This window comes from Novosphingobium sp. TCA1, assembly GCF_009811895.1.
Taxonomy (GTDB): Bacteria; Pseudomonadota; Alphaproteobacteria; order Sphingomonadales; family Sphingomonadaceae; genus Novosphingobium; species Novosphingobium panipatense_A.
This window is the reverse complement of record NZ_BLJH01000004.1, coordinates 97,336-112,232: the sequence shown is the minus strand read 5'-3', so window position 1 is coordinate 112,232 and position 14,897 is coordinate 97,336. Positions and strand designations below refer to the sequence as shown.

The following is a 14,897-nucleotide window of genomic DNA, read 5'->3' as shown; positions in this document are numbered from 1 at the left end:
TCGACGGTGACCGGCTAGCGAGCCGGATACGACGGTTCAGGCCGGTTTTTCCGGCTCCAGGAACACGACGCGGAAGTCTCCCCGCTCCACATCCGCCAGCGTGTGCTGCGTGAAATGAAGCGGTCCATCGTCCGGGTGACGGAACGAGCGGCTGCCGCCTTCGCGCGCGAGCACCGTCTGCGCATCCCACGATTCGCGAAAGTCGCGGCTCTGCGCCTGAAGCCGTTCGACTACGGCCCGCACCCGTGGGTCGGCCAGACCATGACTGTAATCACGGCGAAACTCGGCAAGCAAGCGCCCGGCCCGTTCGGCCCAGTCGGGCAGAAGCTGGCGTGCGGCAGGATGCATGAAGACATAGCGAAGCAGGTTGGGCACCGGATCGCTTTCGAACAGGCCCACGAACAACCGCCGCGCGGCCGGATTGGCGGCGCAGACCGACCAACCCGGATCGAGCGCATAGCAAGGCCAGGACATCTGCCCCACCAGAGCCGCTATCGCTGCGGGCGCGGCCTGTCCGGCACCGGCGAAAGGGTCTGCCGGGTCGTGACGCCCGGCCAGCGAGAACAGATAATCCCGTTCCGCAGTAGAAAGGCTGAGACCATCGGCCAGTCGCGCCAGCGTTTCCGCCGAGGGACGCACATTGCGCCCCTGTTCGATCCAGGACACCCAGGTCGTGCCGATAGCGGCCCGCGCAGCAAGTTCCTCCCGCCGCAGACCCGGCGTGCGGCGGCGGCGGCGATCGTGCCCTTCCGGCGTCATGCTTTCCCGCCGGGTGCGGACGAAAGCGCCCAGCAGTTTTCTCTGCTCATCGGTTTGCATGGTGTCACTTATAACAGGATAATAATGTTTATTGTAACAGGTTAATTTTTCATCGAACGGCGTTTCGCAAGGAGAAACCCCATGACTGAAGACAAGACGCCCGACGACAAGACCCAGCCAAGCCGCCACGCCCTGGCGGACGAGCAGTTCGGCTCGACAGCCGCCGCCTATGTGACCAGCACGGTCCATGCCTCGGGCGCGGACCTCGACCATATCGCCGAGCGCGCCCGCGACGCGAAGCCGCGCCATGCACTGGATCTCGGCACGGGCGGCGGCCATGCCGCCTACGCCGCCGCGCCCCGTGCCACCAGAGTGACCGCCTGCGACCTCTCCCCGCGCATGCTGGACGTGGTTGCCGCCGAGGCCGCACGGCGGGGCATCGCCAATATCGCCGTCGAGGCCGCGCCCGCCGAAGCCCTGCCCTTTGCCGACGGCAGCTTCGATTTCCTGACATGCCGTTTCTCGACCCATCACTGGCGCGCCGCCGAGGTGGGGCTGCGGGAAGCACGCCGCGTCCTGGCCGCAGGCAGCCCGGCCCTGTTCATCGACGTGATCGCTCCGGCCGATCCCGCTGCCGACACGCATCTCCAGGCTGTGGAACTGCTGCGCGACCTTTCGCATGTGCGGGACTATTCCGCCCGGCAGTGGCTGGCGATGCTGGGCGGCGCGGGGTTTTCCGTGACCCGGATGACGGCGGCCCGCCTGCGCATGGACTTTGCCGACTGGACCGGCCGGATGCGCACCTCGCCCGATCGGGCTGCGGCCATACGCGCGCTTCAGTCGGCTGCAAGCAGCGATGTGGCGGCCCATTTCGAGATCGAACCGGACGGCTCGTTCACGATCGACACCGTCCTGATCGAAGCGATCTGAACCTCAGACCCTGCGCTGAGGGGCGGCGGCGAGCGCCGAAGCGATGGCGGCGTACATCGGCTTCGGCTGCAAGCTGTCGTCGAAGGGATCGCCGCGCATGGAAAGGCCGTCCGGGCGGCGGCGCTTTTCCGGGTAACTCTTGCGGTTGAGGTTCGAATGCTTGTCCGTCAGCCCCCAGGACACGACTTGCGCGACATTGGTGAAGCTGAGGGTCAGGTCGAGGTAGCCTTTCACGAAAGCCGCCACTTCCGCGTCGCGCCGGGCGAAATCCCTTTCCTTGAGGTTGCGGTCGGCGCAGTCGAGTTCGGTGACGATGACCTGAAGGCCCATGCCTTGCACGTCCTCCAGGAACCGGCGCCAGCCCTTCTCGTCCCGCTTGCGGCCGAGCGTATTGCCAAGGTGGCTCTGCACGCCCAGCGCCTCCAGGCGAACGCCGCGCTTCAGCGACCGTTCGAGCAGCCTCAGGACGCCGTTTCGGTGCGCTGGATTGGCTTCCCAGCACATGTTGCCGTTGTAGACGCCCTGCGCATTGGGGGCATGTTCACGCATCAGCTCGAAAGCCAGATCGAAGAAATCCTCACCCAGCACGCGGGTATAGAGCGAGTTCTTCATATGGCCGTCGCGTACCTGAAGCGCCTCGTTCACGCAGTCCCACGAGCGGATGTTCGGGAAAGTGTTCGCCAGGAACGTCGCGTGCCGGTTCATCAGCGTGATGAGTTTCGCGCCGCCGTTGGCCTTGAGTTCGCTCTCCCGGTCCAGCAGCCATGCGGGCAGGCGGTCGTCCTGGTTCCAGGCAAACGTATGCCCGCGCATGAAGAACCCGTGCTCATCCGCAAAGCGGGAAATGCGAAGCGCCTTGGAGGGATCGAACTGATCGGGCTTGCGCTCCAGGTACTTCCACTTGAACTCGTTCTCGCCAGTGATGACGGAGCATTCCTCCCGCAGGAGACGCACGAGTTCGGGATCGTCGAGCTGGCTGGCCGAAACCGCCGTTCCGTAACGCAGCCCCCGGCTTCGGGCGATCGTGTCGAGCTTCATCGTCGCCGCTCCGAAAGCAACATCGGGCAGAAATGCGGAGACGGCCATGCCGGACGCCAGCGCCAACAGGCGCCTTCGCGGTATCGACCGACCGTCGCGAGGAGGAAGTTCGCCCGGCATGCCTGGCAATCTGGGACCGGGCGCCGCAGCACGCAACCCTGGATTATCCCGTGCCCTCCCCTGCTCACGGCCACGTCCACATCCACGGCCCACGACAAGACCGTTGCGGTCATGGGTACTCCGGCCTAATCGACCACCACACTTTTGCCCGAGACGACAGATGACACTCCAGACCTGGTGGCTCTACGCCTTCGCCGTATTCCTGCTTTCGGGTACGCCCGGCCCCAACATGCTGCACGTCATGGCGCGCGGCGTGGAGTTCGGGTTTCGGCGCAGCATTCCCGCCATGGCCGGTTGCATGCTTGCCATCACGCTGGTGCTGGCGGCTTCGGCAGCCGGATTGACGGCCCTGCTCAAGGCGATCCCCGGCGCTTTCGAGGTGCTGCGCTATCTCGGCGTGGCCTATCTCGTCTATCTCGGCATCAAGTCGTGGCGGGCGGAAGTCTCGCCGGTCGAGACGGCCGACGACCACCTGCCCCATCGCAGTTCCCCGGCCGCGCTGTTTCGCGGCGGGTTCACGATCGCCATCAGCAACCCGAAGCTGCTGCTCTTCGCGGCGGCCTTCTTCCCGCAGTTCATCAACCCCGGCGCGCCCAAGGTGCCGCAGTTCGGCATTCTCGTGGGCACTTTCGCCGTGATCGAGATGCTCTGGTACTGTACTTATGCGCTGGCAGGCGGCTGGCTTTCCGCCCATTTGCGTCGTCCTTCGGTGAAGCGCCTTTTCAACCGGGTCACCGGGTCGATCTTCGTCGGGTTCGGCGCGGCCCTGCTGACCTCGCGAAGCGCCTGAACCGGATCAGCCGACCGCCTGCCGCGCCAGAAGAAATGCGCCGACCAGCCCGGACGGCTCGCGGCAGGCCGGCGGAACGATCAGGCGCTCCATCGCCGCCGCGTCCCGCGCGCCCTGAATGTAGCCGCCCAGCAGGTCCGCCGTGCGGTTACGGATCAGCGGGAACAGCCGTTCCTGCTTCATCACCCCGCCGCCCAGCACGATCCGCTGCGGCGCCATCGTCAGCAGCAACGTCATGCAGAGCTGCGAGAGATAATCCACCTCGACGGCCCAGAACGGATGATCCGCAGCCAGTTCGGAGGCCGGTGCCCCCCAGGCTGCGCTGACGGCCGGTCCCGCCGCCAGCCCTTCCAGGCAATCGCCGTGGAACGGGCAAGTCCCGGCGAAACCTTCGTGCGCGGGATGGCGGCGGACGAGAATGTGCCCTGCCTCGGGATGGCCGATGCCGTGGACCGGCCTGGCCTCGCTCACCAGTCCGACGCCGATGCCGGTGCCTACGGTGACATAGGCCAGTTGCCGCATATCCGCGCCTGCCGCTTCCACTTCCGCGAGGGCGGCCGCGTTGACGTCGGTATCGATGGCCAGCGGTACGTCCAGAAAGGCGCGCACCCGGCCAAGCAGGTCCGTGCCTGCCCAGCCCGGCTTCGGCGTTGCCAGGATCCTGCCATAGTCGGGCGAGGCCGGATCGACGCCGACCGGGCCGAAGCTGGCGATGCCGATGCCGGTTATCTCGCCGAGATCACTCGCCTGCGTGAAGAATTCGGCGACCTCGGCAAACGTGCTGTCGGGATCGCGCGTAGGGATCGTCGCCGTGCGCTGCGAGCCGGTTGCGGCATCGCCCACGGCGCAAACGAACTTGGTGCCGCCGGCTTCAATCGCCCCGTGGATCGTCATGCGCTGCCCTGTCCTGCCTGCTTTCGATGCGGCGGGAAGACCGCTCCCGTGCCGCTTCATCGTCGCTTACGCCTCTGCCACCTCGCGCATGGCCCTACAAGCGATTGCGCCCGCGGATCTTGCCGATCCGCGGGCGCATCACGTAAAAGCGAACAGGAAGGGCGCGGTTACGCGACCGACGAAAGCCGGAGAGCCCGCGCCTGCCCGCCAGTATCGAAGCGCGCAGCCTGGTCGTTGAGCGAGCCTGCCTCGGTCGTCAGGTTGCGGGCGGCGGCGGACGTTTCCTCCACCATCGCCGCGTTCTGCTGGGTCGAATGGTCCATCGTCGAGACCGCCACGCTGATCTGGGTGATCGCGGTGGACTGGGCCTGATTGTCCTCGGCCATGCGCCCCAGCAGGGAATGGACTTCACCGACGCCTTCCGAAATGCTCTCGAAAGCACCGTCCACCCGCTGGACCGCATCGACGGCCGTGACGATGTCGGTCTGCGTCACCGTAAGCTGGTCGCGGGCGCGCTTGGCTTCCTCCTCGGCCCGCATCGCCAGCGCCGAAACCAGATCGGCCACGACTGCGAAGCCGCGCCCGGCGTCACCTGCCCTGCCCGCCTCGACGGCGGCATTCATGGCGAGAACCCGGGTCTGGAAGGCGATCTTGTCTACGCCCTCGATCACCTGATCGATGCCCCGCGCGCTCTGGCTCACGCGGTCCATCGCGGCGACGGCTTCTCCAGCAACGGCGCGGCCGCCCGAGACGGTCGAGAGCGCCTCGTCCGCCCGGCGCACGGTCTGGGTCGAGGCCGTGGCCGAAGCCTTGAGGCGCTGGTCGATCTGGACGAGCGCCGCTGACGTCTCTTCGAGGCTGGCAGCATTGGCTTCGGTGCGGCGGGCGAGGTCCTCGGAAGCCTGGGCGATTTCCGCAGAACCGGTCTGGATGCCGCCGGCGCTGCTGGCGACGGCGCCGATCATGCGGCGCAGCTCGGCCAGCGCGGCGTTGAAGTTGTCCTTGAGCGCAGCGTAACCGGCCGGGAAGGCGACGGTGATCTCGCGGGTGAGGTCGCCCTGGCGCAGGGCATCCAGCCCTTCGCCTACCGCGCTGGTGACGACTTTCTGCTCCTCTGCGGCGCGGTGGTCAGCCTCGGCGCGGTCGGCCGCAGCCTTGCGGAACACATCCGCGGCGCGGGCCAGGGTGCCGATCTCATCCTCGCGGTGCAGTTCGGGGATGGTGCAATCGTCACCCTTGGCGAGGCGATCGACCGCGCTGCTCAGCTTCGCCATCGGCCTGCCGATGATGCCGCCCGCAGCATAGAACAGCGTGGCGAGAACGGCGGCAACGATCACCAGACCGCCGAGCACCAGCTGCCAGGCGATGCTGCGCGAGGGTTCTGCGATGGTCGCTTCGGGAACGTCGAGCACGAGTGCCCAAGTGGTATTCAGACCCTGAAGCGCGATGGGGCGAATGACACGGCGCGTGGCCACGCCGTCGACGTCGAGATCGGACAGCACGCGGGTCTGGCCGCTCGTAAGCGCTGCCTTCACCTCATCGAGGCCGGGATCGTCGTAAGTCTTGCCAAGCTGCGCCGGATCGGGATTGGCCACCCAGGTCGCAGCGGAAGAGAGCAGCATGACGCGGCCTGTGCCGAAGGGCTTCAGCTTCGACAGGCGCTCGGACAGGCTGCCGAGTTCCATGTCGACACCCGCAACGCCGATCACGCGGCCGCCGGAGCGCACCGGCTGGGTGATCGAGGTCATCAGCACGGTCGTCCCGTTCACATCGTAGGCATAAGGATCGACGATCGCGCCTTCGCCGCTGTCGAACGCCCTGCGATAATAGGGCTGTTCGTAAGCACTGCTTTCGTTGTTGGGCGACTGGGTCAGCACGCCGTTGCTTTTGACCCAGTAGGGGCTGAAATTGCCGTTGCCGCTGGAGCCGGGCTGACCGCCCTTGCCTGCATCGGTGCCGTCCCACTGGTTCGGCGCGATCATGGTCCAGGCGCCGAGCGCGACCTTGGACTTGAGCAGGTCGGTCTTAAGCACATTCGTCGCCAGGCCGCGATCGCGCGTGCCGCCGGAATGCATGTTGCCCAGCGTCGAGGCCAGCGTGGTGGCCGTCGCCTCGAACGTGGCGATGTCCATCTTCACCTGATTGCCCTCGGCATCGGCCTGGGCAATTGCCGACTGGTCGGACAGTTCGCCCACCGCCGATCCGGTTTCAAGGACAACGGCGGTGAAGCCCAGCAGGAGCAGCAGCGCGATCGCCAGGCCGGCAACCGTCATCAGCTTGCCCGCTATGTGCATGCGACTGAACAAGTCTCTCATTTTCCAGCTCCAGGAGGTATTTTCAGAAGGCCGCGGTCAGCGAGAACAGCGCGGCGGCATCGGCATTGGAGGTGCCGAGATCGGTATCGACATAGGAAAGCCCGAGCGTGATCGGGCCAAGCGCGGCATCGGCGCCCACCGACCAGTCGTAGTAGCCGCCGGGCCGGGGGCTGATCGCGCCCTTGCTGCGGCCGCCATGCGCCCGCAGGATCAGCGGCGTGCCCGGAACCGGGGCTGCCGTCTCGCCGAAGAGGTAGAGGTGGTCGCCGCCGAGCGCGGCCTGGCTCCAGCTGTAGCCGGAACCCACCGTGGCGCTGAAAGGGCCGAAATCGCGGGTCAGCCGCGAGGTGGTCTCGAAATATTCGATCTTCCCCGAACCTTCGCCGCCGGGATAGCTATAGTAGGCCAGGGCGACGTCGAGCCGCGTCCGGGCCGCGAGCGCGCCGCTCCAGCCACTGTAGAAATCAACTTCGGTGGGGCCGTAACGGTCGCCCATGTCGAGCGAAGAGGTCCAGGTCCCGACGTAGATCCCGCTCTTGTGCGAGAGATTGACGGTCGCCTGGACTGCCGGATCCTTGCCGGTCAGCGAGATGCCGCGAAAACGGTAGTCGCTGATGAGGGTTGCCGCACCGGAAACGGTGAAGTCCGGGGCATTTTCGGCTGCATGGACGGAAACGGGCAGGAGAAACAGCGCCAGGGCCAGCCCGGCGGACGAAGCGAAATACATGGAAGTCCTGTTATGGGACGATAGGGGGCAGTGCCATTATAGGACGGTGCCACCCGCAACGGCCGGAGCGCATGCCGCTCCGCCGTCGATCCGCTTACAGAAACTTACAAATCTTTCATATCAATGGGAAATAATTCGGCCCCTGATCAAATCAGGCAGGTTCCAGATCGGTTGGATCGGCTTCATGCGGGATGGCGCCGATCTCGGCCGGATCGAAGGGAACGGTCTGATAGATCTCGTTGATCCAGTTCGAGAAGAACAGGTGTCCATGGCTGCGCCAGGAATTGACCGGCACCTCGGCAGGATCGTCGTTGGGGTAGTAGTTTGCCGGGACCAGGCCGCGATCACGATGATACTCGTTGGCCAGCGTGTCCCCGTCATATTCCAGGTGATTGAACATGAGCACGGCCCGGTCGGCCGGGTCATGCAGCAGGCAGAGACCGGTCTCCTCGCTGTCCGCCAGGACGCGCAACCCGTGGCCCTCGGGCAGGTCGGCCTCGCGCACTTGCGTCCAGCGCGAGACGGGAACCGCGAAGCGATCGGATATGCCGCGCAGGAACGGAGAGTTCGGCGCGCGGTTGCGGTGGGGGAAGACGCCGAAAGCCTTGGCGGGCAGTTCGTGCTTGGGAACGCCGTGGAAATGATGGAGGAAGGCCTGCGCCGCCCAGCAGATCGTCAGGCAACTGTGAACGTGCGTGCGGGTCCAGTCGAAGATCCGGCGCAGTTCGGGCCAGTAGCGCACGTCCTCGAAAGCGAGCCGCTCGACCGGGGCGCCGGTGACGATGAAGCCGTCGAAACGCTCGTGCTCGACATCCCGCCAGGGGCGATAGAAAGCCTCGAGGTGCTCGGCCGAAGTGTTGCGCGCCACATGGTCGCTGATCCGCACCAGGGTAAGCTCGATCTGGAGCGGCGTAGCACCCAGCAGCCGGGCCAGCTGCGTTTCCGTGCTCACCTTGTCCGGCATGAGATTGAGCAGGCCGATCCGCAAGGGCCTGATATCCTGCCGCACGGCATCGCTTTCGCGCATGACGGCCACGCCTTCGGTTTCCAGGATGGAACGGGCGGGAAGGTCGTCAGGGATCTTGATCGGCACGTTACGTCGGTCCTCAATTCCGGGCCTGAATTCCGGGACGACGCTGGTGGCTTGATCCGTTGGTTGCCGGGTCGGCCACATCCTCCCTGATGGGAGTGCCACCTTGCCCGGATCGGCAGGTTGGCGTTGGGCGTCGCCCCAACTCTTGATGCTGGAAAGGTGCATAGACGCTTCGGCCCGATCTTGCAACGGCTTGTCCCGACCTTGGCTGTAAAGGCCATCCATCGCGGCAGCCAAAGCCGCCGGTGCGATTGACGAATGGGGAAATCGCGCCTAGCGCCCTAAGAGAATTGCGGAAATTGCGTCCATGCGTAACCATCTTCGCGCCTGCTGCGGCAATATGCTAAGGATCACCGAATGAGTTTGCCGGCCGCTGCCGTGGCGTTGTTGATGACGGGTCCCGCGCTGCCCGAAGGCGCGGGTTACGCGGTGGAAGGCCAGATCGTCGCGACTGATGCCGATCTCCAGCCCGGCACGTTCATTCCCGTAATCATTCCCATGGCTGCGCAAGTTTCGGCGCAGTCCGGCCTTCCTGCGGGCCCGGAAGCGCCCGGAGGCGGCGTGGAACTGCCGCAAGCAGCCAATCCTGCCGATCCCGTACCGGCACAGCCCCCGGCGACACAATTGCCGGACGGCACCGCTGTCGCTCCGCCTTCGGCTCCGGCTCCGGCACCGGGCCAGCCCGAATCGGAAATCGTCGTCACCGCCCCGCAGCCGCCGCCGCCCGGCGATCCGCTGGAGCGGATCAACGTGGAATCGTTCAAGGCGGTGCAGGCGGTCGACAAGGCCGTGCTGGAACCTGTGGCGAAGGCCTATAACAAGGGCCTGCCGCGTCCGGTGCGCCAGGGGCTTCGCAATTTCTTCACGAACCTCAGCGAACCGGTGGTTTTCGTGGCCTACCTGCTTCAGCTCAAGCCGGGCAAGGCCGCCGAAACCGCAGGCCGCTTCGCGATCAACACGACGCTGGGCGTGGCCGGGCTCGTGGACGTTGCCAAGAAGAAGCCGTTCAACCTTCCCTATCGCCCCAACGGCCTTGCCAATACGCTGGGCTATTACGGCGTCGGCCCCGGTCCCTTCATGTACCTGCCGATCGTGGGACCGACGACCCTCCGCGACATCATCGGCGATTCGATCGACAGGCTTCTGCTGCCAGCCGCCGTCGGCAAGCCCTTCACCAATCCCGAAGTCGTCCTGCCGATGACGATCGTCGACCAGCTTGGCGAGCGTGCGGCCTTCGACGAGCGGATCAACAAGATCCGCGAGGAAGACCGGCCCTATGCCGCCTATCGCGAACTCTACCTGAAGCAGAGGCAGGCGGAAATCGACGCGCTGCACGGCCGTATCACGCCGGACGTCGTGCCGGTCTACGGCCCCAGCATGAAGACTTTCGACAAGAACGACCAGACCAAGTCGCCTGAAGACGGTGCGGCTCCGACCGGAAGCGATGCGCCTGTCGAAAGCCAGCCCGCTCCGGTTCAGCCTGAACCTGCGCCGACGCCGGAGCCTGTTCAGATTCAGCCGGAGCCCGTTCCGGCCAACTGAGCGTTTTTTCGAGACTTGGGTCCTGATGAAGTGGAATTATCCGGCTTGTCCGGTTAGGCTGCCCGCGATCCCACGGTGAGATACGGGCCGGGAAGGCGCGTCCCGCCCTTTCTCCTTCCGCATAAGAAAGCCTCTCTCGCAGCGATGATCCTGAAACGCCCCCGCTCCGCACTGCGTGCCTTCCTGCACAGCGAGGCGTCCGGCGGTATCCTGCTGATGATCGCGGCGGCGCTGGCGCTGATCGTTGCGAACAGCCCGCTTGCCGAGGGCTATTTCCACGCCCTTCACGTCATGATCGGTCCGATGTCGCTGGCGCATTGGATCAACGACGGGTTGATGGCGCTGTTCTTCCTGCTGGTCGGTCTGGAGATCAAGCGCGAGTTCGTGGACGGGCACTTGTCCAACTGGTCCGACCGCGCCCTTCCCGCGATCGCCGCTGCCGCGGGCATGGTCTTCCCCGCGCTGATCTACCTCGCAATCGCGGGTTCCACGCCGGGACTGGCGCGCGGCTGGGCCATCCCCGCCGCTACCGACATCGCCTTTGCCATCGGCGTCATGGCCATTCTAGGCAAGCGCGTGCCCGCCTCGCTCAAGCTGTTCCTCACGACCGTCGCCATCGTCGACGACATGGGCGCGGTTGCGGTGATCGCCCTGGCCTATACCAGCCAGATCCACGGCGCGGCCCTGCTTGCGGCGGGCGTGATCATGGGCGTGATGTTCGTGCTCAACCGTGTCGGCGTGAAACGCCTGTGGCCCTACCTCGTGCTGGCGGCAATGCTGTGGCTGGCCGTACTGCTGTCCGGCGTCCATGCGACGATCGCGGGCGTTCTTGCGGCGAGCCTGATCCCCATCCGCGTCACGCCCGGCGCGCCCGACAGCGAGGAATCGCCGCTGCACCGGCTGGAGCACGGCCTCCACGGCTGGGTCGCCTATGGCATCGTTCCCCTGTTCGGCTTCGCCAATGCCGGCGTCTCGCTGGCGGGTATCGGTATCGAGCACTTGCTGGCCCCGCTCCCCATGGGTGTTGCGGGAGGCCTGTTCCTCGGCAAGCAGGTGGGCGTCTTCCTGGCGCTCTGGCTCTGCGCGCGCCTGGGGATCGCCAAGCGGCCAAGCGGCGCGACATGGCTTCAGACTTACGGCATGTGCCTGCTCTGCGGCATCGGCTTTACCATGAGCCTGTTCGTGGGCGGCCTTGCCTTCAGCGACCCGCTCCTGATCGACGAAGTGAAGATCGGCGTGCTGGGCGGCTCGATCGTCTCCGCGCTCACGGGCTTCGCCGTGTTGCGACTGAGCGCGCAGCGCCGACCCGCAAGGCCTCCCATTATCAAGGCCGCCACTATCAAGGACTGAACCCGAAAGGAGCGTGGGCATGGCAGGACAACGCGGACCGGTACTGGTGGCCACGGATCTCAGCGCAAGAAGCGACCGCGCCGTGGACCGCGCGCTGATGCTGGGCCGGCAATGGCAGGTCGAAACATGCGTGGTCCATGCCATGCGCCCCGGCGAAACCGTTACCGACAGCGATGTGCGGGCCACCCTTTCCGGCACCCAGGACAAAGTCACCGTCCTGCTCCCGCTCGGCCCCGCCCCGGATACGATCGCGGACGTCGCGCGGGACATCGCGCCCGCACTGATCGTTACCGGCATCGCCCGCTTCAACCATGTGGGCGACTATTTCCTCGGCACGGCGGTGGACCACATCATCCGCAATGCCGCCGCGCCGGTATTGATCGTCAAACAGCGACCGCACCAACCTTACAGGCGCATGCTGGTTTCCGTGGATCTATCGGCCGACGCGCTGCGCACCCTGCGCCTGGCCGCAGAACTGTTCCCAGAAATCCCGATCGACGTGGTTCACGCCTATCATGTGCCGTTTCGCGGATGGATCGATTCCGACGGCATGCGCGAAGAACTGCGCCGCGAGGCCGAAACGAAACTGGCCAGCTTCCTCGACGACGGCGAACTGCCCGCCGAGCTTGCGGCACGAATCGTTCCACGCCTCGAACTCGGCGCACCGGACGAGGTCCTGGCCCGCAGCATCGCCGCGTTCACGCCCGATCTCGCCGTGCTGGGCAGCCGCGACCGCAGCGGTCTTGCCCAGGCCGCGTTGGGCAGCAATACCTCGGCGCTGCTGGCATGGATCGCTGCGGATACGCTCGTGATCAAGAAAGCGCGCGAGGACTGAAAGGTCGCTCCGCGCTTACAATTCGCCCGCCGCGAAACCCAATGCATCCAGCAGGGCGCCACGCGCGATCCGGCACCGCTGCCAAAGCTCGGGCTCGCCCAGATCGCCGGGCGCGATGCGCTCTGGCCATTCCCGGTCCACCACCGCCTCGATCCGGTCGCAGATCCGCTCGTCGAGCAGGAAGCGCGGATCGATAGCGCCATGGGCCTCGTCCGATACGGCGACGCGCAGGCGCAGGCAGGCAGGACCGCCGCCGTTGCGCATGGATTCGCGAACATCCACCACTTCGAGATGGCGGATCGGATTGTCTGCCGCGAGAACGTCCTGAAGCCAGCCCCAGACCGCAGGCGCCTCTCGCGCTTCCTGCGGCAGGATCAGCGCCATGTCCCCGCCCGGCAGCGTCACCAGTTGCGAGTTGAACAAGTAAGTGCGGATGGCCAGATCGAGATCGATGCGATCGGCAGGCGCCTCGACAATGGCGGCACCGGGAACGCGCTCCCGCACCAGGCCGAACACCGCCTCGCGGTCCGCGAAGGCCTGTTCGTGCGTGAACAGCACGTTTTCGTTGGCAACCGCAACGACGTCGTTGTGGAATGCGCCTGCCGCGATCGCGATCTCGCTCTGCCGGACAAGCGCATGATCCCCGCTCCCCAGCCCGTGCAGACGCGCCACTGCCGCGCTTGCCGCGCGGTGCTGCCGGGCCGGAAACGTGCCGGCGCCGCCGCCCTGCGCCGTACGCTCGCCATAGACGAAAAGCTCGAGACTGCGCTGCGCATGGCTTTGGCCGAGACGCATGAAGTTGGCCGCGCCCTCATCGCCAAGGCCGGACGGCAGCGCCGGATGGACGGCGAAATGGCGTTTGTCCGCGAAGGCAAGGCGAAGCTGGCGGAAGGTCTGGTCGTGCTCGATACTGCGATGGAGCATCGTGGAAAGATTGGCGACGGTGAAATGGCAGCGTCCGTCCGCCGTGTCTGGTCCCGGGGATACGGTCGCGGCATTGGCAGTCCACATCGAGGAAGCGGAAAAGGCATTGCGCAGCAGCGCCGGTTCCTGCTCCCAGGCGCTGCGCAGCACGGCCTGGTCTTTTCCGGCGAAACCCAGCTTGCGCAGCCAGTCCGCATTGGGCCGGTCATGCGGGAGGAACAGGCCTTGCGGCAGGCCGAGAGCCAGCATTCGCCGCATCTTGCCGATACCCTGCAAGGCCGCCGTTCGCGGCGCGGATTCGGCACCGGCATTCGATGCCGAGGCGATATTGCCCAGCGAAAGACCCGCATAGTTGTGGCTGGGACCGACCAGCCCATCGAAATTGATCTCGCGCATTGCCGCTCTGCTATCCTTCGAAGGTTTGCTGCGCAGCCATTGCTGGCCTATCCGCGGGACCGCCGCAAGCCCTCGGGGTTCGAACGCGCACCCCCTTTCAACCAGATCACGCCATCCCCATCTTCGCGCCCAAGGAGAACCACGCATGCCCAGTTACGAAAAGACCGAAGAGGCCATCGCCCGCCTGACGCCCGAGCAGTTCCACGTCACCCAGCGCAGCGGCACCGAGCGTCCGGGCAGCGGTGAGTACCTCTACAACAAGAAGCCGGGCATCTATGTCGACATCGTTTCGGGCGAGCCGCTCTTCGCTTCTTCCGACAAGTACGAATCCGGTTGCGGCTGGCCCAGCTTCACCAAGCCGATCGAAGCGGCCAATGTGAACAACCTGGTCGACCGTACCCACGGCATGATCCGCACCGAAGTGCGTTCCGCCCACGGCGACAGCCATCTCGGCCACGTCTTCGAGGACGGACCGCTCGATCGCGGCGGCCTGCGCTACTGCATCAACTCCGCCTCGCTGCGCTTCGTCGCGCGTGAGGACATGGAGGAAGAAGGCTACGGAGACTACCTCGACCAGGTCGAGGAAATCGACTGACCTAGGCCACGCCTGCACCTCATCGACCGTCCCGCTCCCGGGCCGCGTCGGTGAGGTAGGCGCGCGGCTTCACGTCGCGCATCGCCAGGGTCGTGTTGAAATGGCGCACCCCGGGCAGGCGGCGCAGACGGTTGCGCAGGAAGTCGTCGAGATCGGTCATCTCACCGGTCATGACGTGCAGCATGTAATCGAAATCGCCGACCACAGCGTGACAGGTCAGCACGGCGGCTTCCTCGGCCACCGCTTGTTCGAAGGATTCGTGACGATCGAACTCGATCGAGACATGAACAAAAGCGCTCGTCCCCAGGCCGATTGCCGCAGGTTCGATCACAGCGCGGTAGCCGGTGATGACCCCCGCTTTCTCCATGGCCTGAACCCGTTTCCAGCTCGGCGTCTTGGACAGACCCGCCATGTCGCCCAGCCCCGCGAAGCTGAGCCGCGCATCGCGCTCCAGCGCCGCGAGAATGCGCCTGTCGGCCGCGTCGAGTGCCATGCCCTTCCTCATCGAAACGTTCGTTCCCTGATTTAGCATATCAAGCACCAAACGTTCTGCACATGGCGCCACAACTCCCGACATTGGGACCAATGT

At 65.8% G+C, this 14,897-nt stretch carries 14 protein-coding genes and 1 riboswitch; of the genes, 6 read left to right on the top strand and 8 right to left on the bottom strand.

Features of this window, described 5'->3' with window-relative positions; all coding sequences use genetic code 11:
• Positions 1–36 precede the first annotated feature (36 nt).
• Entirely contained in the window at positions 37–819 is a 783-nt protein-coding gene (locus NTCA1_RS07165) for a helix-turn-helix domain-containing protein (protein WP_159829655.1), read from the bottom strand.
• 81 nt (positions 820–900) lie between these two features.
• On the opposite strand from NTCA1_RS07165, the gene NTCA1_RS07160 reads away from it, so the two are divergent.
• On the top strand, positions 901–1,689 hold the full coding sequence (locus tag NTCA1_RS07160) for a class I SAM-dependent methyltransferase (RefSeq protein WP_159829653.1): 789 nt from the start codon (positions 901–903) through the stop codon (positions 1,687–1,689).
• Between the two features lie 3 nt (positions 1,690–1,692).
• Here NTCA1_RS07160 and NTCA1_RS07155 read toward each other — a convergent pair whose 3' ends face one another.
• Positions 1,693–2,775 (bottom strand): endo-1,4-beta-xylanase, encoded by a 1,083-nt coding sequence (locus tag NTCA1_RS07155; protein WP_236549150.1) that lies wholly within the window; start codon positions 2,773–2,775, stop codon positions 1,693–1,695.
• A gap of 232 nt (positions 2,776–3,007) precedes the next feature.
• Here NTCA1_RS07155 and NTCA1_RS07150 point away from each other — a divergent pair, with 232 nt between their 5' ends.
• Complete coding sequence (locus tag NTCA1_RS07150) at positions 3,008–3,637, top strand: LysE family translocator (RefSeq protein WP_086493188.1); 630 nt, start codon at positions 3,008–3,010, stop codon at positions 3,635–3,637.
• A 6-nt stretch (positions 3,638–3,643) separates the two neighbouring features.
• Here NTCA1_RS07150 and NTCA1_RS07145 read toward each other — a convergent pair whose 3' ends face one another.
• The 4 genes from NTCA1_RS07145 to metA form a co-directional block, all read right to left on the bottom strand.
• Positions 3,644–4,531 (bottom strand): ROK family protein, encoded by an 888-nt coding sequence (locus NTCA1_RS07145; RefSeq protein ID WP_159829649.1) that lies wholly within the window; start codon positions 4,529–4,531, stop codon positions 3,644–3,646.
• 167 nt (positions 4,532–4,698) lie between these two features.
• On the bottom strand, positions 4,699–6,846 hold the full coding sequence (locus tag NTCA1_RS07140; RefSeq protein WP_159829647.1) for a methyl-accepting chemotaxis protein: 2,148 nt from the start codon (positions 6,844–6,846) through the stop codon (positions 4,699–4,701).
• A 22-nt stretch (positions 6,847–6,868) separates the two neighbouring features.
• Positions 6,869–7,573: a TorF family putative porin gene (locus NTCA1_RS07135; RefSeq protein WP_159829645.1), complete on the bottom strand. Its 705-nt coding sequence runs from the start codon at positions 7,571–7,573 to the stop codon at positions 6,869–6,871.
• A gap of 151 nt (positions 7,574–7,724) precedes the next feature.
• The gene (gene metA, locus NTCA1_RS07130; protein ID WP_086493184.1) at positions 7,725–8,666 is read right to left on the bottom strand and encodes a homoserine O-succinyltransferase; all 942 of its coding nucleotides are present in this window, start codon (positions 8,664–8,666) and stop codon (positions 7,725–7,727) included.
• A 49-nt stretch (positions 8,667–8,715) separates the two neighbouring features.
• Positions 8,716–8,823: riboswitch (SAM-I-IV-variant riboswitch) on the bottom strand.
• Between the two features lie 341 nt (positions 8,824–9,164).
• On the opposite strand from metA, the gene NTCA1_RS07125 reads away from it, so the two are divergent.
• From NTCA1_RS07125 to NTCA1_RS07115, 3 genes are all read left to right on the top strand, one after another.
• On the top strand, positions 9,165–10,208 hold the full coding sequence (locus NTCA1_RS07125; protein WP_374705167.1) for a VacJ family lipoprotein: 1,044 nt from the start codon (positions 9,165–9,167) through the stop codon (positions 10,206–10,208).
• A gap of 144 nt (positions 10,209–10,352) precedes the next feature.
• Positions 10,353–11,558: a Na+/H+ antiporter NhaA gene (gene nhaA / locus NTCA1_RS07120; RefSeq protein WP_086493182.1), complete on the top strand. Its 1,206-nt coding sequence runs from the start codon at positions 10,353–10,355 to the stop codon at positions 11,556–11,558.
• A 19-nt stretch (positions 11,559–11,577) separates the two neighbouring features.
• Positions 11,578–12,393 carry a universal stress protein gene (locus NTCA1_RS07115; protein ID WP_159829641.1) on the top strand — a complete coding sequence of 272 codons (816 nt, stop codon included), beginning with the start codon at positions 11,578–11,580 and terminating at the stop codon, positions 12,391–12,393.
• A 15-nt stretch (positions 12,394–12,408) separates the two neighbouring features.
• On the opposite strand, the gene NTCA1_RS07110 is transcribed toward NTCA1_RS07115, so the two are convergent.
• A complete protein-coding gene (locus tag NTCA1_RS07110; protein ID WP_159829639.1) occupies positions 12,409–13,713 on the bottom strand; it encodes an N-succinylarginine dihydrolase in 1,305 nt (434 codons plus the stop codon).
• A gap of 145 nt (positions 13,714–13,858) precedes the next feature.
• On the opposite strand from NTCA1_RS07110, the gene msrB reads away from it, so the two are divergent.
• Positions 13,859–14,308 (top strand): peptide-methionine (R)-S-oxide reductase MsrB, encoded by a 450-nt coding sequence (gene msrB / locus NTCA1_RS07105; protein WP_159829637.1) that lies wholly within the window; start codon positions 13,859–13,861, stop codon positions 14,306–14,308.
• A gap of 19 nt (positions 14,309–14,327) precedes the next feature.
• On the opposite strand, the gene NTCA1_RS07100 is transcribed toward msrB, so the two are convergent.
• Entirely contained in the window at positions 14,328–14,801 is a 474-nt protein-coding gene (locus NTCA1_RS07100) for an Lrp/AsnC family transcriptional regulator (protein ID WP_159829635.1), read from the bottom strand.
• Positions 14,802–14,897: the final 96 nt, after the last annotated feature.

Bases quoted from the DNA above. Each gene is read 5' to 3' on its own strand.
- NTCA1_RS07150 (WP_086493188.1), top strand. From the start codon at position 3,008: ATGACACTCCAGACCTGGTGGCTCTACGCCTTCGCCGTATTCCTGCTT.
- NTCA1_RS07160 (WP_159829653.1), top strand. From the start codon at position 901: ATGACTGAAGACAAGACGCCCGACGACAAGACCCAGCCAAGCCGCCAC.
- NTCA1_RS07100 (WP_159829635.1), bottom strand. From the start codon at position 14,801: ATGGCACTCGACGCGGCCGACAGGCGCATTCTCGCGGCGCTGGAGCGC.
- NTCA1_RS07125 (WP_374705167.1), top strand. From the start codon at position 9,165: ATGGCTGCGCAAGTTTCGGCGCAGTCCGGCCTTCCTGCGGGCCCGGAA.
- NTCA1_RS07155 (WP_236549150.1), bottom strand. From the start codon at position 2,775: ATGGCCGTCTCCGCATTTCTGCCCGATGTTGCTTTCGGAGCGGCGACG.
- NTCA1_RS07115 (WP_159829641.1), top strand. From the start codon at position 11,578: ATGGCAGGACAACGCGGACCGGTACTGGTGGCCACGGATCTCAGCGCA.
- NTCA1_RS07110 (WP_159829639.1), bottom strand. From the start codon at position 13,713: ATGCGCGAGATCAATTTCGATGGGCTGGTCGGTCCCAGCCACAACTAT.
- nhaA (WP_086493182.1), top strand. From the start codon at position 10,353: ATGATCCTGAAACGCCCCCGCTCCGCACTGCGTGCCTTCCTGCACAGC.
- NTCA1_RS07140 (WP_159829647.1), bottom strand. From the start codon at position 6,846: ATGAGAGACTTGTTCAGTCGCATGCACATAGCGGGCAAGCTGATGACG.
- NTCA1_RS07135 (WP_159829645.1), bottom strand. From the start codon at position 7,573: ATGTATTTCGCTTCGTCCGCCGGGCTGGCCCTGGCGCTGTTTCTCCTG.
- msrB (WP_159829637.1), top strand. From the start codon at position 13,859: ATGCCCAGTTACGAAAAGACCGAAGAGGCCATCGCCCGCCTGACGCCC.
- NTCA1_RS07165 (WP_159829655.1), bottom strand. From the start codon at position 819: ATGCAAACCGATGAGCAGAGAAAACTGCTGGGCGCTTTCGTCCGCACC.
- NTCA1_RS07145 (WP_159829649.1), bottom strand. From the start codon at position 4,531: ATGACGATCCACGGGGCGATTGAAGCCGGCGGCACCAAGTTCGTTTGC.